The sequence below is a fragment of the uncultured Rhodoblastus sp. genome, from assembly GCF_903903185.1.
GTDB lineage: Bacteria > Pseudomonadota > Alphaproteobacteria > Rhizobiales > Beijerinckiaceae > Rhodoblastus.
Window position 1 is genome coordinate 1 of the sequence record NZ_CAIUXT010000050.1, and the last position, 23,200, is coordinate 23,200.

General features: G+C 63.1%; 25 protein-coding genes and 2 tRNA genes. 19 read left to right on the forward strand and 8 right to left on the reverse strand.

Annotation, left to right across the window (positions count from 1 at the left end; genetic code table 11):
* Nucleotides 1-16 precede the first annotated feature (16 nt).
* From QZY01_RS04040 to QZY01_RS04055, 4 genes are all read left to right on the forward strand, one after another.
* Nucleotides 17-93, forward strand: a tRNA-Pro gene (locus QZY01_RS04040).
* 35 nt (nucleotides 94-128) lie between these two features.
* A complete protein-coding gene (locus QZY01_RS04045; RefSeq protein ID WP_294533661.1) occupies nucleotides 129-434 on the forward strand; it encodes an ETC complex I subunit in 306 nt (101 codons plus the stop codon).
* Between the two features lie 24 nt (nucleotides 435-458).
* A tRNA-Arg gene (locus QZY01_RS04050) sits at nucleotides 459-535 on the forward strand.
* 20 nt (nucleotides 536-555) lie between these two features.
* Nucleotides 556-1,353 carry a phosphatase PAP2 family protein gene (locus tag QZY01_RS04055; RefSeq protein WP_294533664.1) on the forward strand — a complete coding sequence of 266 codons (798 nt, stop codon included), beginning with the start codon at nucleotides 556-558 and terminating at the stop codon, nucleotides 1,351-1,353.
* 140 nt (nucleotides 1,354-1,493) lie between these two features.
* Here QZY01_RS04055 and metC read toward each other — a convergent pair whose 3' ends face one another.
* Nucleotides 1,494-2,684, reverse strand: coding sequence for a cystathionine beta-lyase (gene metC, locus QZY01_RS04060; RefSeq protein WP_294533667.1), 1,191 nt, complete (start codon nucleotides 2,682-2,684; stop codon nucleotides 1,494-1,496).
* Between the two features lie 108 nt (nucleotides 2,685-2,792).
* On the opposite strand from metC, the gene QZY01_RS04065 reads away from it, so the two are divergent.
* The 7 genes from QZY01_RS04065 to QZY01_RS04095 all read left to right on the forward strand — a co-directional run bounded on the left by QZY01_RS04065 (nucleotide 2,793) and on the right by QZY01_RS04095 (nucleotide 8,683).
* Nucleotides 2,793-3,833: an amino acid ABC transporter substrate-binding protein gene (locus QZY01_RS04065; protein ID WP_294533669.1), complete on the forward strand. Its 1,041-nt coding sequence runs from the start codon at nucleotides 2,793-2,795 to the stop codon at nucleotides 3,831-3,833.
* A gap of 17 nt (nucleotides 3,834-3,850) precedes the next feature.
* Nucleotides 3,851-4,960, forward strand: coding sequence for an ABC transporter permease subunit (locus QZY01_RS04070; RefSeq protein WP_294533677.1), 1,110 nt, complete (start codon nucleotides 3,851-3,853; stop codon nucleotides 4,958-4,960).
* Nucleotides 4,957-6,084 carry an amino acid ABC transporter permease gene (locus QZY01_RS04075; RefSeq protein ID WP_294533679.1) on the forward strand — a complete coding sequence of 376 codons (1,128 nt, stop codon included), beginning with the start codon at nucleotides 4,957-4,959 and terminating at the stop codon, nucleotides 6,082-6,084. The genes QZY01_RS04070 and QZY01_RS04075 overlap by 4 nt, the downstream gene beginning before the upstream one ends.
* 128 nt (nucleotides 6,085-6,212) lie before the next feature.
* Complete coding sequence (locus QZY01_RS04080) at nucleotides 6,213-6,758, forward strand: peroxiredoxin (RefSeq protein ID WP_294533681.1); 546 nt, start codon at nucleotides 6,213-6,215, stop codon at nucleotides 6,756-6,758.
* A gap of 104 nt (nucleotides 6,759-6,862) precedes the next feature.
* Complete coding sequence (locus QZY01_RS04085; RefSeq protein WP_294533683.1) at nucleotides 6,863-7,387, forward strand: carboxymuconolactone decarboxylase family protein; 525 nt, start codon at nucleotides 6,863-6,865, stop codon at nucleotides 7,385-7,387.
* 189 nt (nucleotides 7,388-7,576) lie between these two features.
* Nucleotides 7,577-7,999, forward strand: coding sequence for a nucleoside-diphosphate kinase (ndk, locus tag QZY01_RS04090; RefSeq protein WP_294533685.1), 423 nt, complete (start codon nucleotides 7,577-7,579; stop codon nucleotides 7,997-7,999).
* Nucleotides 8,000-8,374: 375 nt separating this feature from the next.
* Complete coding sequence (locus tag QZY01_RS04095; RefSeq protein ID WP_294533718.1) at nucleotides 8,375-8,683, forward strand: septal ring lytic transglycosylase RlpA family protein; 309 nt, start codon at nucleotides 8,375-8,377, stop codon at nucleotides 8,681-8,683.
* A gap of 71 nt (nucleotides 8,684-8,754) precedes the next feature.
* Here the strand turns inward: QZY01_RS04095 and QZY01_RS04100 are convergent, their stop codons facing one another.
* From QZY01_RS04100 to purM, 3 genes are all read right to left on the reverse strand, one after another.
* Nucleotides 8,755-9,450, reverse strand: a complete 696-nt coding sequence (locus QZY01_RS04100; RefSeq protein WP_294533687.1) for a glutathione S-transferase family protein — start codon at nucleotides 9,448-9,450, stop codon at nucleotides 8,755-8,757.
* A gap of 91 nt (nucleotides 9,451-9,541) precedes the next feature.
* Complete coding sequence (gene purN, locus QZY01_RS04105; protein WP_294533689.1) at nucleotides 9,542-10,198, reverse strand: phosphoribosylglycinamide formyltransferase; 657 nt, start codon at nucleotides 10,196-10,198, stop codon at nucleotides 9,542-9,544.
* Nucleotides 10,195-11,271 carry a phosphoribosylformylglycinamidine cyclo-ligase gene (gene purM / locus QZY01_RS04110; RefSeq protein ID WP_294533691.1) on the reverse strand — a complete coding sequence of 359 codons (1,077 nt, stop codon included), beginning with the start codon at nucleotides 11,269-11,271 and terminating at the stop codon, nucleotides 10,195-10,197. Before purM ends, purN begins: the two co-directional genes overlap by 4 nt.
* A gap of 150 nt (nucleotides 11,272-11,421) precedes the next feature.
* Between purM and QZY01_RS04115 the strand changes: the two genes are divergently transcribed.
* From QZY01_RS04115 to QZY01_RS04140, 6 genes are all read left to right on the forward strand, one after another.
* A complete protein-coding gene (locus QZY01_RS04115) occupies nucleotides 11,422-11,988 on the forward strand; it encodes a CDP-alcohol phosphatidyltransferase family protein (RefSeq protein ID WP_294533693.1) in 567 nt (188 codons plus the stop codon).
* 101 nt (nucleotides 11,989-12,089) lie between these two features.
* Nucleotides 12,090-13,196, forward strand: a complete 1,107-nt coding sequence (locus tag QZY01_RS04120; protein ID WP_294533695.1) for an AI-2E family transporter — start codon at nucleotides 12,090-12,092, stop codon at nucleotides 13,194-13,196.
* A complete protein-coding gene (locus tag QZY01_RS04125) occupies nucleotides 13,186-13,914 on the forward strand; it encodes a DnaA/Hda family protein (protein ID WP_294533697.1) in 729 nt (242 codons plus the stop codon). The genes QZY01_RS04120 and QZY01_RS04125 overlap by 11 nt, the downstream gene beginning before the upstream one ends.
* Nucleotides 13,915-14,059: 145 nt before the next feature.
* Nucleotides 14,060-16,219, forward strand: a complete 2,160-nt coding sequence (locus QZY01_RS04130; RefSeq protein ID WP_294533721.1) for an RNA degradosome polyphosphate kinase — start codon at nucleotides 14,060-14,062, stop codon at nucleotides 16,217-16,219.
* 116 nt (nucleotides 16,220-16,335) lie between these two features.
* Nucleotides 16,336-17,838, forward strand: coding sequence for an exopolyphosphatase (gene ppx / locus QZY01_RS04135; protein WP_294533699.1), 1,503 nt, complete (start codon nucleotides 16,336-16,338; stop codon nucleotides 17,836-17,838).
* Between the two features lie 29 nt (nucleotides 17,839-17,867).
* Nucleotides 17,868-18,722 (forward strand): EamA family transporter, encoded by an 855-nt coding sequence (locus QZY01_RS04140; RefSeq protein ID WP_294533701.1) that lies wholly within the window; start codon nucleotides 17,868-17,870, stop codon nucleotides 18,720-18,722.
* Nucleotides 18,723-18,792: 70 nt separating this feature from the next.
* On the opposite strand, the gene QZY01_RS04145 is transcribed toward QZY01_RS04140, so the two are convergent.
* The 3 genes from QZY01_RS04145 to QZY01_RS04155 all read right to left on the reverse strand — a co-directional run bounded on the left by QZY01_RS04145 (nucleotide 18,793) and on the right by QZY01_RS04155 (nucleotide 19,826).
* The gene (locus QZY01_RS04145; RefSeq protein WP_342394873.1) at nucleotides 18,793-19,128 is read right to left on the reverse strand and encodes a DoxX family protein; all 336 of its coding nucleotides are present in this window, start codon (nucleotides 19,126-19,128) and stop codon (nucleotides 18,793-18,795) included.
* Nucleotides 19,125-19,355: a DUF4287 domain-containing protein gene (locus QZY01_RS04150; protein ID WP_294533704.1), complete on the reverse strand. Its 231-nt coding sequence runs from the start codon at nucleotides 19,353-19,355 to the stop codon at nucleotides 19,125-19,127. Before QZY01_RS04150 ends, QZY01_RS04145 begins: the two co-directional genes overlap by 4 nt.
* Before the next feature lie 105 nt (nucleotides 19,356-19,460).
* On the reverse strand, nucleotides 19,461-19,826 hold the full coding sequence (locus QZY01_RS04155) for a hypothetical protein (RefSeq protein WP_294533707.1): 366 nt from the start codon (nucleotides 19,824-19,826) through the stop codon (nucleotides 19,461-19,463).
* Between the two features lie 124 nt (nucleotides 19,827-19,950).
* On the opposite strand from QZY01_RS04155, the gene QZY01_RS04160 reads away from it, so the two are divergent.
* Complete coding sequence (locus QZY01_RS04160) at nucleotides 19,951-20,418, forward strand: MarR family transcriptional regulator (protein ID WP_294533710.1); 468 nt, start codon at nucleotides 19,951-19,953, stop codon at nucleotides 20,416-20,418.
* 116 nt (nucleotides 20,419-20,534) lie between these two features.
* Here the strand turns inward: QZY01_RS04160 and rnd are convergent, their stop codons facing one another.
* On the reverse strand, nucleotides 20,535-21,716 hold the full coding sequence (rnd, locus tag QZY01_RS04165; protein WP_294533713.1) for a ribonuclease D: 1,182 nt from the start codon (nucleotides 21,714-21,716) through the stop codon (nucleotides 20,535-20,537).
* Nucleotides 21,717-21,939: 223 nt separating this feature from the next.
* Between rnd and QZY01_RS04170 the strand changes: the two genes are divergently transcribed.
* On the forward strand, nucleotides 21,940-23,118 hold the full coding sequence (locus QZY01_RS04170; RefSeq protein WP_294533716.1) for an NnrS family protein: 1,179 nt from the start codon (nucleotides 21,940-21,942) through the stop codon (nucleotides 23,116-23,118).
* Nucleotides 23,119-23,200: the final 82 nt, after the last annotated feature.

A 23,200-nucleotide genomic window follows, 5' to 3' on the forward strand; every position in this document is an offset into this window, starting at 1 on the left:
ATGGCCAAGGCGCTTTCGGGGTATAGCGCAGCCTGGTAGCGCGGAAGTTTTGGGTACTTCAGGTCGCAGGTTCGAATCCTGCTGCCCCGACCATTCGCCCCTTTGGCGTCGAGAATCTGGGATCGATCATGACGGCTCGCATTTATCGCCCCGCAAAAACCGCCACCCAGTCGGGCGCCGGCAATTCCCGGCTTTGGCGTCTGGAATATCTACCGGAATCGGCGCGCAGCATCGAGCCGCTGATGGGCTGGACCGCTTCGAGCGACATGAAAAGCCAGATCAAGCTGACCTTCGCCACCAAAGAAGAGGCGGTGGCCTATGCCGAGCGCAATGCGATCCCCTATCGCATCGAGGAGCCGAAAGAGGCGAAACGGCAGATCACCTCCTATTCCGATAATTTCAAGAACAGCCGCCTGACGCCCTGGACGCATTGACCTTTCCGGGCGGGCGCCGCCACAGACTCCGTAGCTCAGCCGGATAGAGCAGCCGCCTTCTAAGCGGCAGGTCGCTGGTTCGAATCCAGCCGGGGTCGCCATTTTCGCCGGGATGTCGGATTTGAACGAATTTTTGCCGGTCTTGCGAGCGGCCTGGCGCGATCTCGCCGCGCATTGGCGCCATGCGAAACCTGCCGCCGCGCCGCTGTGGCCGCTCGGGCTGGCGCTTGTGGTCCTTGCATTCGCCCTGCTCATCAACATCAGCTTCGCTTTCGATGCGACCGAAGCACGCGCCGCCGCGCAGTTCGATCCACGCCTGATCCGCGTATTCGAAGTGGTCACCAAGGCCGGTGATTCCGGCTGGCTGTTCGCCTTGTCGATTTTGACCCTGGTTTACGCGCTCGATCGCCGGTCGCGGTCGCAAAGCCGGCGGCTGCGCGCCCGCTATGGCCTGCTGGCGTCGCAGGCGCTGTATTTTTTCGCCGTTCTGGTTGTTTCCGGGCTGTTGTCGCAAATTTTCAAACATCTGCTCGGACGCGCGCGGCCAAAACTCATCGACACGCTCGGTCCGCAGCATTTCGACCTGTTCTCGGTGAAGGCGGTGCTGGCAAGTTTTCCCTCGGGCCACACCACCACGGTTTTCGCCGCCGCCGCCGCCTTGAGCTTTTTCATGCCCCCAAAATACCGCTGGCGGTCGGCCGTGCTGTTTTTCGCCGTCGCCCTGCCGGTCGCCGCCTCGCGGCTGATTCTCGGCTCGCATTATCCGAGCGACGTTTTGGGTGGAGTCCTGCTCGGCCTCGCTTCGGCTTTCGGCGTGGCGCGGGTTTTTGGCCGGCGCAAAATCGCCTTCACGTTGCAGGGAGACGATCTGCTTCCCAAAGCGCGCGGAAAATATTTAAGTTTGAATCTAAAAAATTAGAACACACTCTGATTTGTTGTCTGAGCCTTCTTTTCGTCGGTCATTGCGAGGAGCGAAGCGACGCGGCAATCCAGTAGAAGCGTCCTGAAATAGCTGGATTGCTTCACTTCGCTCAGCTCATGACGGCGTGAATCGGATGCTCACAGTTGAGCGCGAAACAGCGCAAAGCCCCGGTCGAGATCTTCCTTGAGATCCTCGATATCCTCGAGACCGACCGAGAAGCGCAGCGCCGGGCCTTCCGGTTGCCATTTCGTCGCCGTGCGATATCTGGAGCAATCGAACGGGATGACCAGGCTTTCATAGCCGCCCCAGCTATAGCCGAGGCCAAACAGCTGAAGATTGTCGAGCAGTGCCGCCAGCGCCGCCTTTGGCGCCGGCTTGAGAATCACCGAGAACAGGCCGGACGAGCCGGAAAAATCGCGCTTCCAGATGGCGTGGCCGGGATCGTCCTCCAAAGCGGGATGCAGCACCCGCGACACTTCCGCGCGCCCGCGCAGCCAGCGCGCCAGAGCGAGGCCCTGACGCTCGGCTTCACGCAGCCGCAATTCCATGCTGCGCAGGCCGCGCAGCGCCAGAAACACGTCCTCCGGCCCGGCGCACATGGCGAAGAAATCGAAGGTCTGGCGCAACGGTTTGGCCCAATGTTCATTGGCCGAAACGAGGCCAAGCAGCAGGTCGGAATGGCCCGAAAGATATTTGGTGCCGGCCTCGACGGCGAGATCGACGCCGCGCTCATGCGGCGGGAAAAACAGCGGCGTCGCCCAGGTATTGTCCATGACGACGCAGGCGCCATGGCGATGAGCGACCTCGGCGATGGCCGGAATGTCCTGCATTTCAAAGCTCTGCGAGCCCGGCGCCTCGACCAGAACCGCTTTGGTGTTGGCCCGCATCAGCGCCTCGATCCCGGCGCCGATCAGCGGATCGTAATAGGTCGTCTCGATGTTCATGCGGCGCAAGAATCCGTTGCAGAACGTGCGCGTCGGCAGATAGGCGGAATCGGCCACCAGAAGGTGATCGCCGGCCTTGAGCGCGGTCAGCAGGGCCAGCGTGATCGCCGCCAGACCGGAGGGGGTCAGAACCGTGCCCGCCGCTCCGGCGATTTCCGACCAGGCCAGCTCCAGCGCCTCGGTGGTCGGCGTGCCATGGGTGCCATAGGTGAAACGGGCGCTATGACGGGCCTCCAGCGCCGCCAACGTCGGCTGCAACACGGTAGAGCCGCGATAGATCGGGGTGTTGACATAGCCGAATTGCTCGGACGGCTCGCGCCCCGCATGGACGAGTTTGGTGCGCGCGCGCATGTTCTTGCGCGATTGCGGGGTCGATTGGGTCATGTTCCGGCCTTTCCTTGCTTGCGGAAACTTGGCCGCCGCGCGTCGTCCGCGTCAAGTGGCGCGCTGCCATGCGGCGAAAAATGCTGTAGGGTCACGACGAAATCTCGCATGAGAAAACACGTGCCGAAAACGCCGCGCCTCGTCTTCCCCGTCTGCCTGGCCGTCTGCCTCGCCCTGCTCGCGAGCGTGGCGCGCGCGGAAAACACCCTCGATGTCGTGCGCGGGCGCGGCGTTCTCGTCTGCGGCGTCAATACCGGCCTCGCCGGATTCGGGCTTCCCGACGACCGGGGACTTTGGCGCGGCTTCGACATCGACTATTGCCGCGCCGTCGCCGCAGCGATTTTCGACGATCCCGGCAAGGTCAAATTCGTGCCGCTGTCGGGCAAGGATCGATTCACAGCCCTGCAATCGGGCGAAGTGGATCTGCTGTCGCGCAACACCACCTGGACGCAATCGCGCGAGGCGGGGCAGGGGCTGTTGTTCACGGGGATCAATTATTTCGACGGCCAGGGCTTTCTGGCGCGCAAAAAGCTCGGGCTCGATTCGGCGTCGAAATTGTCCGGCGCTTCGATCTGCGTGCAGCAGGGCACGACCAGCGAACTCAATCTCGCCGATTATTTCCGCAAATCCGGCTTTCGCGCCGAAACCGTGGTGTTCTCGACCGCCGACGAGGCGATCAAGGCCTATGATTCCGGCCGCTGCGACGCTTTCACCACCGATGGCTCGGCGCTTTACGTGCAAAGGATGAAAACCACGTCGCCCGACGATCATGAAGTGCTGCCGGAGATTATTTCCAAGGAGCCGTTCGCGCCGGTGGTGCGGCAGGGCGACGACCGCTGGTTCAATCTGGTCAAATGGACCCATTTCGCCCTGCTCGACGCCGAGGAACTCGGCGTGACCTCGGCCAATGTCGAGCAATTGCGGAAGTCCGATAATCCGGAAATCCGCCGCCTGCTTGGGGTCGAGGGCGATTTTGGCGCAGGGCTCGGCCTGCCCGCCGATTGGGTCGTGCGCATTGTCCGGGCGGTGGGAAATTACGGCGAGATTTTCGAGCGCAATCTCGGCGCGGATTCGCCGCTGAAAATCCCGCGCGGGCTCAATGCGCAATGGCGACAGGGCGGGCTGCATTATGCCCCGCCGGTGCGGTGACGCGCATGAAGGCTCGCGTGAAAAACGTCGCTCTTCAGGCGCTGCTGCTGGCGGCGGTCGGCGGATTGCTCATTGCCGCCGTCGCCAATGCCGGCGCCAATCTCGCCGCGCGGGGCATTCCGACGTCATTCGCGTTCCTCGACCATGTCGCGGGCTTTGGCATCAACCAGAGCCTGATTCCCTATTCGCCGCTCTCCTCCTATGCGCGGGCGCTGCTGGCCGGCCTCCTCAACACGCTGCTGGTCTCGGCGCTGGCGGCGCTGTTCGCCACCCTGATCGGCTTCGCCGCCGGCTTCGCGCGCCTGTCGGGCCATTGGGCCTTGTCGAAACTGGCGGCGCTTTACGTCGAGACCGTGCGCAATATCCCGCTGCTGCTGCAATTGCTGTTCTGGTATGTGGCGATCCTCGCGCCGCTGCCGGGCCCGGCCGATTCGCTGAGTCTGCCGGGCGTCCTGCTCAATAATCGCGGCCTGAACCTGCCGGCGCCGAATTTCGCGCCGGGCGCCGCTTTTGTCGCGGCGGCCTTTCTCGCGGGCGCGGCGCTGGCTTATTGGCGGCGCCGGAGCGGCGGCAGGCGTTCGATGGCGACGACGGCTTTGCTGCTGTTCGGTCCGGCGTTGGCGACCTTTTTCGTCTTCGGCCGTCCGATCGGCCTCGATTTCCCGGTCTATGACGCCGCCGTCAACCGCTTCAATGTAGAGGGCGGGTTGCGCTTGCCGCCGGAAATCACCGCTCTGGTGCTGGCCCTGTCGCTTTATACCGGCTCCTATATCGCCGAGATCGTCCGCGCCGGCGTCAATTCGGTGCCGCGCGGCCAGAGCGAGGCGGCGGCGGCGCTCGGCCTGAAGCCCGCGCAGGCGCGAAAATGGGTGATTTTGCCGCAGGCGATGCGGATCGTGACGCCGCCGCTGATCAGCCAATATCTGGCGCTGACGAAAAATTCCTCGCTGGCGGCCTTCATCGGCTTCGCCGACCTGATGCAGGTCTCCGGCACCATTCTCAACCAGACCGGCGCGGCGGTGCAGGTGATCGCGCTCGACATGGTGATTTATCTCGCCCTGTCGCTGGCGACGCTCGGGCTGTTGCGGCTTTACGAGCGGCGCTTTCATTGGGGGGCGGCGCGATGAGCCCGGCGCCTTATCTGCGCGAAAGCTTTGCCTCGCCTTCGGCGGCGCCGGAAGCGCGAAGCGATTTTCTCGCTCTTTGGCGCAATAACCTGTTCGGCGATGTGAAATCGGGCCTGATCACGGCTTTGATCGCGGCTCTGGCGGCTTTTGCCTTGCCGCCGCTATGGCGTTTTCTGATCGCGGACGCGGTCTGGAGCGCGCCGGACGGCGCCCTCTGTCGCGCGCCGGGCGCGGGGGCCTGCTGGGCCTATATAAGGGCGAAGACGCCGTTTTTTCTCTACGGCGCCTATCCGCGCGAATTTTATTGGCGGGTCGATCTGACCTTCGCCTGCGCCGCCCTGCTGATCGTCTGGCTGCTGTGGCCCGGCGCGAGGGCCAAGGGCGCGGCGGCGATCGGCTTTTTCGTTGCGCTGCCATTGGCTGGCTTTGCTTTGCTGCATGGCGCGCCCTGGCTCGGCTTGCCGGTAGTCGGGACGAATTTATGGGGTGGCGTGATGGTGTCGCTGTTGGCGGCGCTCGTCGGCATTGTCGTCGCTTTGCCGGGCGGCGTCGTGTTGGCCCTGGGGCGGCGCTCGAATCTGCCGGTTGCGCGCTGGTTGAGCGCCGGGCTGATCGAATTCGTGCGCGGCGTGCCTTTGATCGCGGTCTTGTTCATGGCCAATACCATGCTGCCCTTATTCCTGCCGCCGGACTGGGCGCCGGACCGGCTGTTGCGGCCGCTCGCCGGCATTGCGCTGTTCGCCTCGGCCTATATGGCGGAAGTGGTGCGCGCCGGACTGAACGCCGTGCCGTCCGGACAGACCGAGGGGGCGCAGGCCTTGGGGCTCGGGCGGGTCGCCACGCTCCGTCTGGTGGTGCTGCCGCAGGCGCTGGGCGCGGTCGTTCCCGGCATCGTCAATAATTTCATCGCCTTGTTCAAGGACACCACGCTGGTGGCGATCGTCGGCATTTTCGATTTTCTGCATACGGTCGATACGGCGCGGCTCGATCCGGTCTGGGCCGGCCCGACCATCGCGGCGACGGGCTATGCTTTCGCGGCGCTGTTTTATCTCGCCTTCTGTCTCGCCATGTCGCTTTATTCGCAAAATGTCGAAAAGCGCATCGGCGGCGGAGGCCGTCATTAAACCCGCGTTCAAAATCTGCTATGACCCTGTGCGTCGCCGCGAAAAGGGTTGTTTTTAGAATTATTCTAAGTTAGACCCTTTTCGGCAGGCGGCGAGCCGCATTCTGCGTCAAAAGATGGAGCACTCAAATGGCCGGTATTGGCGAGCAACTTCCCGAATTCGAAATCACCGGCGTGAAGCCCGGCTTCAACAATCATGAGGAAAACGGCGTCAGCGCCTTCGAGACGCTCACCCATGAGAGCTTCCCCGGCAAATGGAAGGTGATCTTCTTCTACCCGAAAGACTTCACATTCGTCTGCCCGACGGAAATCGCCGAGTTCGCGCGTCTCAACAAGGAATTCGAGGACCGCGACGCCGTCGTGCTCGGCGGCTCCAGCGACAATGAATTCGTCAAGCTGGCCTGGCGGCGCGACCACAAGGATCTCGACAAGCTGCCGATCTGGCAGTTCGCCGATACGCGCGGCGAGTTGATCGACGGGCTGGACATCCGCGCTTCGGCGGGCGTCGCCCATCGCTATACGTTCATTGTCGATCCGGAAAACACCATCCAGCACATTTACGCCACGGCGCTCAGCGTCGGCCGCAACCCGAAGGACACGCTGCGTGTGCTCGACGCCTTGCAGACCGACGAACTCTGCCCGTGCAACCGCGAAGTCGGCGGCGCCACGCTCTGAGCCTTGCAAGAGGGCGCCGGGTTGGCGCCCCCTTTTTTCAATTCACGGGGGCGCCGCGTTGGCGCCCTCCGCTTTTGATCCACTGTCGGCGAGGGACTCGAAAAATGTCGATTGAAAATCTGAAGGGCAAGCTGCCGGACTTCGCCAAGGACGTGCGCCTCAATCTTTCCGCCATCGTCAATGAAGACCTTCTTGACACGCAGACCAAATGGGGCCTGCTGCTCGCCGTGGCGGTCGCCACGCGCAACGCCGAAACGGTCGCGGAAATCGCCGAGGAGGCGAAAACCCAGCTTTCGCCGGAGGCCGCCAATGCGGCGCGCGGCGCCGCCACGCTGATGGCGATGAACAATATTTATTACCGCTTCAGCCACCTCGTTTCGAACAAGGATTACGCCAAGCGCCCGGCCAAATTGCGGATGACGCTGATCGGCAATCCCGGCGTGCCGAAGGACCAGTTCGAACTCTGGTGCCTTGCGGTTTCGGCGATCAACGGCTGCGGCGCCTGCATGGACGCCCATGAGACGGTGGTGCGCGAACATGGCGTCTCGCCCGACGCCATTCAGGCGGCGGTGCGTTATGCGGCGATCGTGCAGTCGGCGGCTGTGGCGCTCGAAGCGGCGCAAAGCTGAAAACGACGCCAATGGCGCGGGGCCGGCTTGCGCCGGTCGCCGCGACCGGCGCCATTTTCGATCCGATCGATCGGATCGGGCCTCTCGGCGGTTGTTTTTCGCGTTTTCTTGACGCGGACCAGTAGCCACCCGGCGTGAAAACACTTTATAAGCGCGGCGACCTTTTCTCCTCATCAGCGAGCTCGATTCATGGCGATTGAACGCACCTTTTCCATCCTCAAGCCCGACGCGACCCGCCGCAACCTGACCGGCGCCATCAACGCCAGGATCGAAGCCGCCGGCCTGCGCATCGTTGCGCAGAAGCGCGTCCACATGACCCGCGGCCAGGCCGAGACGTTTTACGGCGTGCACAAGGAGCGTCCGTTCTTTGGCGAACTGGTCGAGCAGATGACGGCGGCGCCGGTGGTGGTGCAGGTGCTGGAAGGCGAGAACGCCATCAAGGCCTATCGCGACGTCATGGGCGCGACCAATCCGGAAAAGGCCGATCCCGGCACGATCCGCAAGCTCTACGCGCTGAACATGGGCGAGAATTCAGTTCACGGCTCCGACGCGCCGGAAACCGCCGCCCAGGAAATCGCGCAATGGTTCGCGGGCAACGAAATCGTCGGCTGAGACGCGTGGCAAGATTTCAATTCTGTGACGCCGGGCCGCAAGCCCGGCGTTTTGTTTGGGCGCGCGGCTTTGCCGCAGTGCAGCAAAATAAACAAGCGACGATCTACTTGGATCAAAAAAACGTATTGCAATGAATATGTCATATAAAAAACATATCTCAGCGATTTTTGAAAGGCAATAATCCGAATAAAATAAATGTATAGTTAAATTAAATAAAACATAAGAATTAATATCAAACGCATATAGTGACATATATCATAGATATTAAACGATTAGTACCGACATGTTTTAGCCTGATTTATCACTGATCTATCGATCATCGTCAATAATACGGAGATCGATGCATTGAAGAAGTTAGCTTTTGCGTGTGCGTGTATCGGCGTTTCATTTCTTTCGTCGCCTCTTCAAGCCCAAACCTGGTCTGGAGCGGCATCCTACTATTCCGGCAAGGGACGCACCGCCAGCGGCGGTCATGTCGGCGCCATGACGGCGGCGCATCGGTCGCTGCCCTTCGGCGCCAAAGTGCGCGTCACCAATCTCAACAATGGTCGCTCGGCCGTCGTCACGATCAACGATCGCGGGCCCTTCGTGCGCGGCCGCATCATCGACGTTTCCTCGGGCGCGGCCGATGTGCTGGGCATGCGTCATTCCGGTGTCGCCCGCGTGCGGGTCTCTAAGCTCTGATCGAAACCAACGCCAGAATTGCAAGGGGCCGCTCAAGGGAGCGGCCCTTTTTTCATCGCGAGCCGCAGGGCTCAGGCAAAATAACTCTCCCTGATCCGCTCGGCATAGGCGACGAGATTGGGCCATTTTTCGGCCTCCTCGCGCACGGGACCGTCGAACAAAGGGCAGAGCGCGCCCATGGCGAAAGCGCCGAGAGTCGCGTCGGCGCCATGCGGCCGGTCGCCGAACAGAAAGTTCTGGTCGCCGAGCAGCGTCGCGGCTGCTGTGAGGGCGCGCTGCGCCAGCTCCTGCCGCTGATCCGGCGAATGGCGATAGAGGCCCTGCGCCAGCGCGCCGCCGCGAATCTTGCGGCGGATGAGGGCGCGCACAAGCGGCCGGATCGGCGCCGGAACGGCGTCGAAGAAACGTGCCGGGCCTTTTTGGAAATTGGCGTCATCAAACCAGCGGTCGGCGATCATCAGCCAGTAGAGATGGTCCTCGCACAGCTTTTCCAGCGCCCAGCCGGTCGCCTTCTGCGCGTCGGTCAGGCCCAAATCGTAATCGAAACCGTATTTTTTCTCGATATGCAGGCGGATGAAGGTGGAATCGGCGATTTTCTCCCCGTCGTCATCGATATAGGGCAGCTTGCCCTTGGGCGCCTTGCCATAGCCGTTGCGGTCCTGCGCATAGTCGAGGCCCGCCATTTTCAGGAGCAGCATGGCCTTGATGACAAAGGGACTGCCGTCCGGCAGGCCGAAATAGGGCCCGAAGGTGTAGAGCGTGATCAATGCCGCCTCCCCGCATTCCCAAAAGGCTCGAAGCCTTAAGAACGGAGCCTACCGGATTTTGACGACGATTCGCCAGCGCGGAAAAATCGCTTCAGGCTTGCGGCCAGACCAGCCCCGCCGGGGCAGCCTGCTCTGACGCGATCCGCACGCGCGCCCCCTCGACCCGAGCCAAACCACCCGCGACCAGTTTGAGCGCCAGCGGATAGATTTGGTGCTCCAGTTTCAGCACGCGGGCGGCGAGCGTTTCCGGCGTGTCGCCGTCGAGCACCGGCGCGGCGGCCTGGGCGACGATCGGCCCGGCGTCCATGGCCGGCGCGACGAAATGCACGGTCGCGCCGTGGATCTTGACGCCCTCGGCGAGCGCCCGCTCATGGGTGTGCAGGCCGCGATAGGAGGGCAAGAGCGCCGGATGGATATTGAGCATGCGGTCGCGCCATTGCTCGACGAACCAGGGCGTCAGCAGCCGCATGAAGCCCGCGAGGCACACCAGCTCCGCCCCGTGCTTCTGAAGCGTCGCCTGCATGTCGCGCTCGAAACGCTCTCTGTCGGCGAAGGTCCGGTGATCGACGACTGCCGTGGCGATGCCCTGATCCTTCGCGAAGGCCAGCCCTTCGGCGGCGGGGACGTTGGACAGCACGAGGATAATCTCGGCGGGAAAATCTTCCGCGCGGGCCGCCTCGACCAGCGCCCGCATGTTCGAGCCCCGGCCGGAAATCAGGATGGCGACGCGCAGCCGTTTGGCGCTCACAGCGCCAGCTTTCCGTCGAACAGCACGCGGTCGCCGGTCGGCGTGGCGACGAGGACGCCGATGCGGACCGGATTTTCACCGGAAGCGCGCAGCGCTTCCTCGGCTTCCGCGACCTTGCCGGCTTCGACCACGGCGATCATGCCAATGCCGCAGTTGAACGTGCGCAGCATTTCGCGCTCGGCGACGCCGCCTGTGCGCGCCAGCCAGCGAAATACCGGCAGGACCGGAATGGCGTCGAGGTCGATCCACGCGCCGATCCCGTCGGGCAGCACGCGCGGAATGTTTTCGAGATAGCCGCCGCCGGTGATATGGGCGAAAGCTTTAAACGCCCGGGTCTTGCGCAGCGCGAGCAGCACCGGCTTGACATAGATGCGGGTCGGCTCCAGCAGCGCCTGGGCGAGGCTCTTTTCCGGCGCGAAAGGCGCGGGATCGGAAATGGTGAGCCCGGCGAGGGCGACGATCTTGCGCACCAGCGAGAATCCATTGGAATGGACCCCGGAGGAGGGGAGACCCAGCAGCACGTCGCCTTCCCTTATGTCGCCGCGCGGCAAGAGGTCGCCGCGCTCGGCTGCGCCGACGGCGAAACCGGCGAGATCATAGTCCGCGCCTTCATAAAGTCCCGGCATTTCGGCGGTTTCGCCGCCGATCAGCGCCGCGCCGGCCTCCAGGCAGCCGGCGGCTATGCCGGCGACGATGGTTGCGCCGACCTTTGGTTCGAGTTTGCCGGTGGCGAAATAGTCGAGGAAGAACAAGGGCTCGGCGCCCTGGACCACCAGATCGTTGACGCACATGGCGACGAGATCGACGCCGACCGTGTCGTGAATGCCGCTTTCGATGGCGATCTTGACCTTGGTGCCGACGCCGTCATTGGCGGCGACGAGGATGGGATCGGCGAAACCTGCCGCCCTGAGGTCGAACAGTCCGCCGAAACCGCCGATTTCCGCATTGGCGCCGCGCCGCCGCGTCGCCCGCACCAGCGGCTTGATCAGTTCGACCATGCGCGCGCCGGCGTCGATATCGACGCCCGCTTGCGCATAGGTCAATCCCGCAGGCTTGTCGCCGGAATCGGTCATGAAAAATCCTCTGGACGGGTTTTGGCCTGCTCTAGCCGCTCAAGCCGGCGCTGGCAAGGCGAGGGCGCGCCACCCGGCGATTTGCTTGCGGCCATTCTCCCGCGGGCTCATACTGGCCTCCCGTCCTGTCGCCTTTAAATCGCGTCCCCCATGCCGACCAAATGGTTCGCCTTTCTTCCCAATCTGATCAGTCTGGCGCGGCTGGCGCTGGTTCCGGTTTCCGTGGACATGATTGCGACGCGGCGCTGGCCGGAGGCCCTGACGATTTTCGTTGTCGCCGGCCTGTCCGACGCGCTCGACGGCTGGATCGCCCGCCGGTTCGACCTGCGCTCGGAACTGGGCGCCTATCTCGACGCCGTCGCCGACAAGGCCCTGCTGATCTGCAATTACGTCACCCTGGCGATTGTCGGCATCTTGCCGATGGCGCTGGCCCTGCTGGTGGTGACGCGCGACGTGATGATCGTCGGCGCGGTGGTGCTGGCCTGGCTGCTCGACCGGCCGATGGAAATCCGGCCGCTGTGGATCTCCAAGGCCAATACTTTCGCCCAGATCGGCTTTGTCGTGCTGGTTCTGGCCGGGCTCGCCTTCGGCTGGCCGCTCGCCGGGGAAGAGTCGACAAGACTTTGGCTTGTCCTCTGCCAATGGCTGGTCGCGGCATTGACGCTGGCCTCGCTCGCAGCCTATTTCAGACGCTGGGTGAGCCATATGTCCGCGTGAGGCCCGCTCTTGAAAAACTTTGGCGGGTCTTTCGCAATCATCCCATTGTCTTTTCGTTACGATGAAAAAATTCCATCGCCCCCGGCGGAAGGTTGCAGCCGATGCGCATTGAATGGCAGATCGCTTTCTGGCTGATGATGGCTCTGCTGGCCAGCTTTGGCGTTTACCTGTTCGCCAATGTGCTGGCGCCCTTCATCGCGGCGCTGATCCTGGGCTATATCCTCGATCCGGTGGTCGAGCGGCTGCAACGGCTTGGGTTGAGCCGGACGGTCGCGGCGCTGGTCATCCTCGCCTTGTTTCTCATGGCGCTGCTGGTCGTGGTGATCGGCATTGCGCCGATCCTCGGGCGCCAGATTGTCGGCTTCGCCGAAAGCCTGCCCTATTATGTGGCGAAACTTCAGGCGGTGGTTGCGGAAGAGACCGGAATCCTGCTCCAGCAATATGGCGGCGAATGGCTCGGCAAACTGGGCCTCGATTCGATCGCCAGCGCCGACGGCATCCAGAAATCGCTCGGCAATTTCATCGGCCAGGGCGTGCAATGGCTCGGCGATTTCCTCAAATCGCTGTGGTCGGGAGGCCAGGCTCTGGTCGGGGTGGTGACGCTGGTGGTGATCACCCCGGTGGTGACTTTCTATCTGTTGCTGTCGTGGCCGGATATGGTCAGCGTCATCCGCAGCCTGATCCCGCCGCGCCACCGCGCCACCCTGTCCGAACTCTCGGCCGAAATCGACCGCGCTTTGTCCGGATTCTTGCGCGGTCAATCGCTGGTCTGCCTGTTTCTCGGGCTCTGGTACGGCGGCGGCCTCACCATGATCGGGCTCAATTTCGGCTTTCTGATTGGCCTGTCGGGGGGCCTTTTGAGCTTCATTCCCTATGTCGGCTCGATGACGGCTCTGGTGTTCGCCGCCGTCGTCGCCGTTGTCCAGGGCTGGCCGCACCTCGGCCTGTTGGGTCTCGCCATGGCGGTGGTGGTCTCGGGCCAGTTTCTCGAAGGCAATATCCTCTCGCCGAAACTGGTCGGCGGTTCGGTCGGCCTGCATCCGGTGTGGCTGATTTTCGCCCTGCTCGCCTTCGCCAGCCTGTTCGGTTTCGCCGGCATGATCCTCGCCGTGCCGCTGGCGGCGGCGGCGGGGGTGCTGATCCGCTTCGCCGCGCGCCGCTACAAGCAGAGCGCCCTGTTCCATGGCATAGGTCGGGATGTCGCATGACGGGTTTTTGGGCATGACGGGGCAATTGCCGCTCGACCTGCCGCATCGGCCGGGCCTGGGAGAGGAGGATTTTTTCGAGGCCCCGTCGAACGAAAAGGCCTTGGCCATGGTCCGGCTTTGGCCGGACTGGCCGCAGAAAACGCTGCTGCTCCAGGGCCCGCAAGGCGCCGGCAAAAGCCATCTCGCAGCGATCTGGGCGCGCCGCGCCGGGGCAAGGATTTTCCGCGCCCGCGACCTGACTCTGGCGCTCGCGCCCGGTCTCGGGGACGAGCAGGCGCTGGTGCTGGAAAATGCCGATGAAGCCTCGGGGCTTGAGACGGAAATGTTCCACCTGCTCAATCTGGCCGCCGAGAACGGAGCCTTCCTGCTGATCGTCGCGCGCCAGCCGCCCGACCGCTGGGGACTGGCGACGCCGGACCTGTTGTCGCGGCTGCGCCGCGCGCCGCAGGTCGCTATCCTGTCGCCGGACGAGCATTTCCTGCGCGCCATTCTGGTCAAACTGTTTCATGACCGGCAGATTCGCGTCGACGAGAGCCTGATCGATTATCTGAGTCTGCGGCTCGAGCGTTCGTTCGAGGCGGCGCAGAACATCGTCGCGGCGCTCGACCGCGAGGGGCTGGCGCGCGGACGCGCCATTACCCGCCCGCTGGCGGCGCGGCTGCTCGCGCAATCGCCGGAATTTTGCGCGCAGCGCGAGCTTTACGGCCCGGAAAGCTGATAAAGCTGATTTCCGCTCGGTCTTGTCACCGGACGGCGGATGTTGTCACATGGGTCTGATCGAACCGGCTTAAAACCACTCCGCATACGAGGGCCAAGTGACGCAGGAACACGCGATTCTGGACGATGCGACGGTGACCGAAGCCATGGCGGGGGAAAGCCGGGCCTATGGCGAGGCTTTGCGCGATTCGCCGAAGCGCTTCATCAATCGCGAACTTTCCTGGCTGGAATTCAATCGCCGGGTGTTGCTCGAAGCCTCCAATGAAGCGCACCCGCTGCTGGAGCGCGTGCGTTTCGTTTCGATCTCGGCGAATAATCTCGACGAATTCTTCATGGTGCGGGTTGCGGGCCTGCGCGGCCAATTGCGCTCCGGCGTCGAAACCCCCTCAGACGACGGCCTGACGCCGGGCGAGCAATTGCCGCTGATCAACGCCCGGGTTTCGCAACTCGCGCTCGAGCAATTGCGCTGCTGGCGGCAGTTGCAGGAAAATCTCAAACTGGAAGGCATCGCCGTCGTCGAGCCCGAGGATTTGAGCAAGGCGGAAAAGCTGTGGCTCGACGATCATTTCTTCCTCCACGTCTTTCCGGTGCTGACGCCGCTGGCGGTGGACCCCGCCCATCCCTTTCCGTTCATTCCCAACCTCGGCCTGACCCTGGCGCTCGACCTCCTCAATACCGGCGCGGGCGCTCGGATGCAGGCTCTGGTGCGGATGCCGAGCAAGATCGACCGTTTCATCCGCCTGCCGGAAGCGACCGGCGGCGGCGCGCGGCTGGTGCTGCTGGAAACCCTGATCGTCACACATATCCAGAAGCTTTTCCCCGGCTTCTCGGTGAAGGGGCAGGGCCTGTTCCGCGTCATCCGCGACAGCGATCTCGAAGTCGAGGAAGAAGCGGAAGATCTGGTGCGGCTGTTCGAGACCGCGCTCAAACGCCGCCGGCGCGGTCAGGTGATCCGGCTGGAGACCGACGCCAGCATGGCGCCGGAAATGCGCGCCTTCGTCGCCGGAGAACTCGATGTCGAGCCGGACGAAATCATCGCGCTCGACGGCATGCTGGCGATGAAGGACCTTTCGGAAGTCGTCGGACTGCCGCGTCCGGAACTCAAGTTCACCCCTTATAACCCGCGTTTTCCGGAACGCGTGCGCGACAATGGCGGCGACTGCTTTCTGGCGATCAAGCAGAAGGATCTGGTGGTCCACCACCCTTACGAATCCTTCGACGTGGTGGTGCAATTCCTGATGCAGGCGGCGTGCGACCCCAATGTCGTGGCGATCAAGCAGACGCTCTACCGCACCTCCTCCGACAGCCCGATCGTACGCGCTCTGGTCGAGGCGGCGGAAGCCGGCAAATCCGTCACCGCCCTCGTCGAATTGAAGGCGCGGTTCGACGAAGAGGCCAATATCCGCTGGGCGCGCGATCTGGAACGCGCCGGCGCGCAGGTGGTGTTCGGCTTCATCGAGCTGAAGACCCACGCCAAATTGTCGCTGGTGGTGCGCCGCGAAGGCGGCTTTCTGACGACCTATTGCCATATCGGCACCGGCAATTACCACCCGATCACCGCGAAGGTTTATACCGACGTCTCGCTGTTCACCGCCGATCCGGCGGTCGGGCGGGACGTATCGCGCATTTTCAACTACATCACCGGCTATGCCGAACCGGTCGGGCTGGAGCGCATGTCGGTCTCGCCGATTTCGCTCAAGACGAGGCTGCTCGACCACATCGCGCAGGAAATCGCCCACGCCCAGGCCGGGCGCCCCGCCGCGATCTGGGGCAAGTGCAACGCGCTGGTCGATTCGCAAATCATCGACGCGCTCTACCAGGCGAGCCAGGCCGGCGTGTCCATCGACTTCGTGGTGCGCGGCATCTGCTGCCTGCGTCCCGGCGTTCCCGGGCTTTCGGAGAATATTCGGGTAAAGTCGATCATCGGGCGCTTTCTCGAACATACCCGCATCTACGCCTTCGGCTGCGGCCATGGCCTGCCGCACCCCAAGGCGGCGGTCTATATTTCCTCCGCCGACCTGATGGAGCGCAATCTCGACCGGCGCGTCGAGTCCTTGTTGCCGGTGACCAACCCGACCACTCATGAACAGGTGCTGGACCAGATTCTGGTCGCCAACATGATGGACAACCAGCAGTCCTATCGCGTGCTGCCGGATGGTTCGAGCGTGCGCATCGAATGCGGCCCGCGCGAGGAGCCGTTCAATGTGCATAAATATTTCATGACCAATCCCTCGCTGTCCGGGCGCGGCAAGTCGCTGCGGGATTCCAGCCCCAAAACCCTGTTCCGGCGCGGCGAGCGTAGCTGAGATCCCTTCTTGCAGGGGCGAACCTGCGGCAAGGGGCCGGGAGCCAACGCGACGCCCCGCTCGCGCGAGGGAATCCATGATCGCGATGGATCGCGATCATGGCCAAGAGGTGAACAATGGGAACAGGTCAGGGACGGCTGCCGAACACGCGGCCCACGGCGATCGTCGATATCGGCTCCAATTCGGTGCGTCTCGTCGCCTATGAGGGGCTGACCCGCGCGCCGACGCCGATCTTCAACGAAAAGGCCTTGTGCGGCCTCGGCAAGGGCGTGGCGGCGACCGGCGCGCTGGCCGACGAGGGCATGGAGAAGGCGCTCGAAGCGCTGCGGCGCTTTCGCAAACTATGCGAATTCATGCGGATCGAGGACGTGCGCCCGGTGGCCACGGCGGCGTCGCGCGACGCCGCCAATGGCGCGCAATTTCTCAAGGCTGCGAGCAAGGCGATCGGCCGTCCGATCGAGCTGATTTCCGGCGCGCGCGAGGCGCAACTTTCGGCGCTCGGCGTGGTTTCGACCATCCATAAAGCCGATGGCGTGGTCGGCGATCTCGGCGGCGGCTCGCTGGAGTTGATCGACGTCAAGGGCGGCGCGACAGGGCAGGGCGTCTCGCTCAAACTCGGCTCGCTGGCGCTGATGGAAGCCGCCGGACGCTCGGTGAAGAACGCCCAGCGCATCGCCAAACTGGAGTTGGCGGAAGCGTCGCCGCTCGAAACCCTGCGCGGGCGTACATTTTACGCGGTCGGCGGCACCTGGCGCTCGCTCGGCAAACTCCATATGCGCCAGCGCAATTATCCGCTCGAAGTGATGCACGGCTATGTGATTCCGGCGCGCGACGCCGCCGATTTCGCCTCGCTGGTCGAGCGCGTCGATACCGAGGCGCTGGTGTCGGTCGGCGCGATCTCGTCGCAGCGCCGGCCATCGCTCGCCTATGGCGCCGTTTTGCTCGATGAAATCATCCGGCGCGGCAAGCCGGCCAAAGTGGTGATCTCCATCGGCGGCCTGCGCGAGGGCCTGCTTTACGAGAGCCTGAGCGAGGAAATGCGGGCGCTCGATCCGCTGCTTGAGGCGGCGCGCGAATATAATCTGTTGCGCTCGCGCTCGCCCCGGCATGGCGAAGACCTCATTCGCTGGAGCGACGTCTTCATGGCGTCGAGCCCTGTCGACGAGACGGCGGAGGAAAAACGGCTGCGCCACGCGGCCTGTCTTTACGGCGATATCGGCTGGCGCATCTCGCCCGATTACCGCTCCGAGCTGGCGCTGAACCTGCTCGCCAACACGCCAATGGTCGGCGTCGATCATGCCGGCCGCGCCTTTCTCGGCATGGCCGTGGCCTATCGCCATCTCGGCATGGGCCAGGACGTCAATCTGCAAATTCGCAGCCTCGCCTCGCCGCGGCTGATGGACCTTGCGCGCATTCTCGGCTCGATCCAGCGCGTCGCCTACATCCTTTCGGCCTCGATGCCCGACGTATTGCCGCGGGTCGATATGCGCTGCGTCAGCGGCAAAGTGGTGTTGACCCTGCCGCCCGATCTCGCCGATCTCGCCGGCGAGCGCCTCAACAACCGGCTCAAGCAATTGGCGCGGCTGATCGGCCGCACGCCCTCCATCGTCGTCGGATGACCGCGCCGGCGGGCGCGTCGGCGGGCGGTTTGCCGCCACGCGACATCTTGCTGGCGGTGCTGACCACCTTTTTGTGGGGCGTCAGCTTCATCGCCATCAAGGCGGGCGTCGCCGAGGCGCCGCCGCTGTTCCTGACGGCGCTGCGCTTTGCGCTGGCCGCCTTTCCCGCCGTGCTGTTCATCCCGCGCCCGAAGGCGAAACTGCTCGATCTCGCGGGCTATGGCCTGTGCATCGGGATCGGACAGTTCGGCCTGCTGTTTGCCGCGATCAAATGGGGCATGCCGGCGGGCCTCGCCTCGCTGGTCATCCAGATGCAGGCCCTGTTCACCATGGCGCTGGCCTTTGCATTTCTCGGCCAGAGCCTGCGCAAAACCCAGATTTTCGGCGCTCTGGTCGCCCTGTCCGGGGTCGGCGCGATCGGATATTTTCGCGGCGGCGCGACGCCTTTGGGACCCTTTCTCGCGGTGCTCGGGGCGGCGGGTTTCTGGAGCCTCGGCAATCTGTTCTCGATCCGCGCCGGGCGGACCAACATGCTCGGCTTCATCGTCTGGTCGAGCCTTTTTGCGCCCTTGCCCTTGCTGGCGCTTTCGCTGCTGATGGAGGACCGCAGCGCCATCCTCGCGGCGATCCTGCATCCCTCGTGGGTGGTCTGGGGCGGCGCGGCCTTCCTCGCCTATGGCGCGACCATGGTCGGCTTTGGCCTGTGGGGCTTTTTGCTGAGCCGCCATCCGGCGGGGCAGGTCTCGCCGTTTTCGCTGCTGGTTCCGGTTTTCGGCATTGGCGCGGCGACGTTGGTATTTCACGAACCGCTGGGCGCCGGCGTGTTGTTCGGCATCGGCGTGGTGATGGCGGGGCTGGCGATCGCGGTGTTCGGGCGGCGGTGAGGGACGAACCGAGTTCCGAAAGTCAAAAATTCCAGAATTTCCGGATGGCGCAAACAGAGTCCGAGCCACATCAGCACGCCGACGTAAACTCCAAAAAAGTATGGGTGAACATTGGGCTGCCAATTCGGACATGGGTTGCAACCGCGCCGCCAAGATAGGCGGTGAGCAGGATGGCCCCAAGGATCGCCGTTCCTGGAAACGCATAGAGCGCGGTCGACGCAAGCAGAATCACGCCAAGGCTTCTGATCGTTCCAACGTCCGTGGGCCATCCCATTTCCCTGAACGTATCGATCACCACCTGTAACGGAGCGAGTTTGATCGAGCCATCCAAGGCCAGGAACGCAATCACCAGCGCGCTCAGAAGGCGCCCGACCCAGATGGAATTTGTCGCCTTGTCCCGGCTCATGAATCGTCCTCCTTTTTTTGCCCTTTGAGCCATGTGACGATGGCCATTGCGTGCCCGCGCCCAAGACCGAAATCCTGCCTGAGCCACTCCAGTACGACGCCCGCCTTGATGTCGGGCCGCAACTTCCCTGCGGTCAGAAATCCCTTCTCCGACGCCATTCGCTTGAAGTCGGCAGGGCTTTTGCCCGTTTTGGCCTCGATATTTTCAAGGTAGGCCTTGAACGTCATGATTGCCTTTCCCCTCAAGCGGAGCGGAACCCGATTCTTTCGAATAAAAGTATTTAAATACAAATACTTATATGCATATTCGAATCCATTGCATCAAAAAAGACGCTACCCGCCGGGTATGGGCAACACAGGCATGATCTCCACGCAATCGCCCGGAAAGATCATGAAGTGAGGATGATTTTCAAACAGCCCGGCGGCGGCTTCGTGCGAATCGGCGCGCACGACCACGTAGGCAGCCAATGCATTGCTCGTATCTTCGACTCCGCCCGGTGTGACCTTCTTGGTTCTGCCGAGCGGTCCGCCCATGGCGAGGATTGCGGCGCGGTGTTTTTCGGTCCACAACTTCCAGCCGTCGATGCCGGCTTTCGTCCTCGCTCCCCGTTCCGCCTCCGGCAAAGCGTTCCATGCCAACGACTTGGGGCTTGATTTGCTGGCGATGAAGACAGCCAGATAGGTGTTGTTCGTGCTCATAGAGTTCCCATCTGCAAATGTGGCCGCCGACCCGGAAACGCCAAACATCGGTCCGAATGGTCGATGTTTACCGAACCAGACGCTGGACAATCCCGATAAACGTTGATATCAACATAATTACGCCATGTCAAACCCAGTCTCCCTAGATGTCGTTCACGAGGTTCGCGACGCCTGCTTGTGTCTGGCTACCCAACGGGCCGCCCGGACGCTGGCGCGGCGATTCGACCGGGCATTTCAGCCTTTGGGGCTGACCAACGGCCAGTTCTCGTTGATGATGCCGCTCAACGTTCCCGAACCGATGAAGCTGGGGCGCCTCGCCGCATTGCTGGCGATGGACCGCACCACGCTGACGGCGGCGTTGAAGTCACTGGAGCGACGCGGGTTGGTGGAGGTCAGTCCGGACAAGGACGACCATCGCGCGCGTCGCCTTTCGTTGACGCAGGCGGGCCGCGAAACGCTCGTCGCCGCCATCCCGATCTGGCGCGCCGAACATGCCGCACTCGAAGCCGAACTGTCGAAACCGAACGCGGACAGGCTGCGCGAATTGCTGCCGTTTATTCGACCCGCCAAAAGGGGAGGCGGCGAAGACTGAAACCGACATCCTGTCCAATATTCGAATCTCGAATTTCCTGGCGCAGGACTCAAGCCGCCTGTAACGAAATTATGTTTTATAATCAATAGCTTGTGCTAAATAAAGGATGCTTTGCCTTAAGCGCCCACGCCCTCCCCGCCCGCCTCCGCCTCAAGATATTCCAGCGTCACGACGCGATGGTTTTCCACCGTCAGGGCCAGCCGGCCATGTTTAAGATGCAGCGCCTTGGCGCCGAAAAGTTCGCGCCTCCATCCCTTCAGCGCTGCGATATCGGCGCGATCGTCGGCGGCCAGAGCTTCGAGATCCTCGGTGGTGGCGATCAGTTTCGCCGCCACGCCCTCCTTCTCCGCGACCTGACGCAGGAGAACTTTCAACAACTCCACCGTCGCGCCGCCGCCACTGCTGCGCCGTTCGCGGTCGATGCGCGGCAGGGTTTTGGGATCGCGGGCGAGGCCGCGCTCGATTGCGGCCAGAATATCGACGCCGGCGCGCGAACGCTCCATGCCGCGCGGAAAGGCGCGCAAATCGCCGAGCGCCTCGACGCTGCGCGGCGCGGCGAGCGCGACTTCGATCATGATATCGTCCTTGAGCACGCGCGAGCGCGGCACGTCGCGCGTCTGCGCCTCCTGTTCGCGCCAGCCGGCCAGTTCCATCAGCACTGCCAGATCGCGCGGTTTTCGCGCGCGGTGGGCGTGGCGCTCCCAGGCCTTGTCGGGACGCTGCTCATAGGTGTCGCTGGAGGACAAGGTCGCCATTTCGTCGGCCAGCCAATGCAGCCTGCCCGTCGTTTCCAGCTTTTGCCGCAAGCAATGGTAGATGTCGCGCAAATGGGTGACGTCGGCGATGGCGTAATCGATCTGCGCGTCGGACAAAGGCCGGCGCGACCAGTCGGTGAAGCGCGACGACTTGTCGAGCGTGACCTTGCACAGGCTCTGCGCCAGTTCGCCATAGGCGATCTGGTCGCCATAGCCGCAGACCATGGCCGCGACCTGGGTGTCGAACAGCGGCGCCGGGATGAGTTTCGCCAGATTCCAGATGATTTCGAGATCCTGCCGCGCCGCGTGAAAAACCTTTGTGACGTTGGGATTGGCCATAAGGTCGAAAAATGGCGTCAGGTCGAGACCTTCCGCCAGAGCGTCAATCGCCGCCGCGCGCTCGTCGCAGGCGACCTGGATCACGCATACCTTCGGCCAGAAGGTGGTTTCGCGCAAAAACTCCGTATCGACGGTGACATAGGCATATTGCGCAAGGGTCTGGCATAAGGCGGCCAGTTCGCCGGAATCGCTGATAAGTCTCATGAAATCTTCATAGTGCAAGCCCGGCGCCGGGGCTAGAGCGAAGCACGCGAAAAAGGCCGGGGCGGCGGTTCCCGTTCGCAGCGGCTTGAGCCGTCGCCCGAGGCCCGGCGGTTTGGACTTCATTTGCGCTTGCGCAGCGAAGGTAAGGTCCCCGCCAGGAGATCCCTAATTTCCTCGCCTTTGGACGACCGGGATGCGATCCTGTGTCCCACAAGGAGCCATAATGTCCGATACCGACAGCCGCCGTATTTACGCCGGCCCCGCCGTGCTGAGTTACGGCTTCCGGCCGTTCTTTCTGGCCGGAGCGCTTTGGGCGATGGTCTCGGTCATGCTTTGGCTACCGCAATATTTCGGCGAATTGACCTTGAACATGGCCTTCCAGCCGCTCGACTGGCACGCGCACGAAGCTTTGTTCGGTTATGTCGCCGCCATCGTCACCGGCTTTCTGCTGACTGCAGCGCCCAACTGGACCGGACGGGCGCCATTGCAGGGCCGGCCGCTGCTGTTCTTGCTCGCCGTCTGGCTGGCCGGGCGCGCCGCCATCGCTTTTTCGGCCCATATCGGCTGGGTCGCCGCCGCCATGATCGATTGCGCCTTTCTCGTCCTGGTCTGCGCGGCGGTGGGGCGCGAAATCCTGGCCGGAAAAAACGGGCGCAATCTCAAGGTTCTGATCTTTGTCGGGCTGTTGTTGGCGGCCAATGTGGTGTTTCATGTCGAGGCGCATTTCGCGGGTTCCGCGACCTATGGCCGGCGGTTTGGCGTCGCCGCGACGCTTGCGCTGGTGATGCTGATCGGCGGACGGATCATTCCGAGCTTCACCCATACCTTTCTGAAGCAGCGCGGCCAGGGCCGGTTGCCGACGACGTTCAAACGCTTCGACGGATTTTGCATGGCCGGTTCGGTTGCTGCGCTCATGGGTTGGGTTCTGGCGCCGGACAGTAAAATCGTCGGCCTGCTGCTGATCGCCGCCGGCCTTTTGAACCTTTTCCGGCTGGCGCGATGGGCCGGCGAGCGGACCTCCGGCGAGGCTTTGGTGCTGATCCTGCATCTGGCCTATTTGTTCGTGCCGCTCGGCTTTGTCTTGAGCGGCCTCGCCCCCTGGACGGGCATCCCATTGAGCGCCGGCTTGCACGCCTGGGCCGTCGGCGCCATCGGTGTCATGACGATGGCGGTGATGACCCGTTCGAGCCTCGGCCATACTGGCCAGGCCTTGCATGCCGGCAAGGGCGCGCAGGCGATCTACGCCGCTGTTTTGTTGGCCGCCGCCGCCCGGATCGCCGCGGCTTTGGCGCCGCAATGGAGTTTTGCCTTGCTGCATCTGGCCGCTTTCGCCTGGGCCTTCGCCTTTCTCGGTTTCGCTATGGCATTCGGCGGCGCGCTGCTTCGCCCGCGCAAATCCTGACCTTCTAGAGCAATGTGCGAAAAAGTGGACGCCGGTTTTTCGCAAAAACATTGCGAAAACAAAGGAATCTGGAGTCGATTGC

What these genes read in the sequence shown, in the direction of transcription:
- QZY01_RS04125 (WP_294533697.1), top strand. Translation starts at nt 13,186, where the DNA reads ATGTCGCATGACGGGTTTTTGGGCATGACGGGGCAATTGCCGCTCGAC.
- QZY01_RS04080 (WP_294533681.1), top strand. Translation starts at nt 6,213, where the DNA reads ATGGCCGGTATTGGCGAGCAACTTCCCGAATTCGAAATCACCGGCGTG.
- rnd (WP_294533713.1), bottom strand. Translation starts at nt 21,716, where the DNA reads ATGAGACTTATCAGCGATTCCGGCGAACTGGCCGCCTTATGCCAGACC.
- QZY01_RS04065 (WP_294533669.1), top strand. Translation starts at nt 2,793, where the DNA reads ATGAGAAAACACGTGCCGAAAACGCCGCGCCTCGTCTTCCCCGTCTGC.
- ppx (WP_294533699.1), top strand. Translation starts at nt 16,336, where the DNA reads ATGGGAACAGGTCAGGGACGGCTGCCGAACACGCGGCCCACGGCGATC.
- ndk (WP_294533685.1), top strand. Translation starts at nt 7,577, where the DNA reads ATGGCGATTGAACGCACCTTTTCCATCCTCAAGCCCGACGCGACCCGC.
- QZY01_RS04170 (WP_294533716.1), top strand. Translation starts at nt 21,940, where the DNA reads ATGTCCGATACCGACAGCCGCCGTATTTACGCCGGCCCCGCCGTGCTG.
- QZY01_RS04120 (WP_294533695.1), top strand. Translation starts at nt 12,090, where the DNA reads ATGCGCATTGAATGGCAGATCGCTTTCTGGCTGATGATGGCTCTGCTG.
- metC (WP_294533667.1), bottom strand. Translation starts at nt 2,684, where the DNA reads ATGACCCAATCGACCCCGCAATCGCGCAAGAACATGCGCGCGCGCACC.
- QZY01_RS04075 (WP_294533679.1), top strand. Translation starts at nt 4,957, where the DNA reads ATGAGCCCGGCGCCTTATCTGCGCGAAAGCTTTGCCTCGCCTTCGGCG.
- QZY01_RS04130 (WP_294533721.1), top strand. Translation starts at nt 14,060, where the DNA reads ATGGCGGGGGAAAGCCGGGCCTATGGCGAGGCTTTGCGCGATTCGCCG.
- QZY01_RS04150 (WP_294533704.1), bottom strand. Translation starts at nt 19,355, where the DNA reads ATGACGTTCAAGGCCTACCTTGAAAATATCGAGGCCAAAACGGGCAAA.
- QZY01_RS04085 (WP_294533683.1), top strand. Translation starts at nt 6,863, where the DNA reads ATGTCGATTGAAAATCTGAAGGGCAAGCTGCCGGACTTCGCCAAGGAC.
- QZY01_RS04160 (WP_294533710.1), top strand. Translation starts at nt 19,951, where the DNA reads ATGTCAAACCCAGTCTCCCTAGATGTCGTTCACGAGGTTCGCGACGCC.
- QZY01_RS04155 (WP_294533707.1), bottom strand. Translation starts at nt 19,826, where the DNA reads ATGAGCACGAACAACACCTATCTGGCTGTCTTCATCGCCAGCAAATCA.
- QZY01_RS04145 (WP_342394873.1), bottom strand. Translation starts at nt 19,128, where the DNA reads ATGAGCCGGGACAAGGCGACAAATTCCATCTGGGTCGGGCGCCTTCTG.
- purM (WP_294533691.1), bottom strand. Translation starts at nt 11,271, where the DNA reads ATGACCGATTCCGGCGACAAGCCTGCGGGATTGACCTATGCGCAAGCG.
- QZY01_RS04045 (WP_294533661.1), top strand. Translation starts at nt 129, where the DNA reads ATGACGGCTCGCATTTATCGCCCCGCAAAAACCGCCACCCAGTCGGGC.
- QZY01_RS04115 (WP_294533693.1), top strand. Translation starts at nt 11,422, where the DNA reads ATGCCGACCAAATGGTTCGCCTTTCTTCCCAATCTGATCAGTCTGGCG.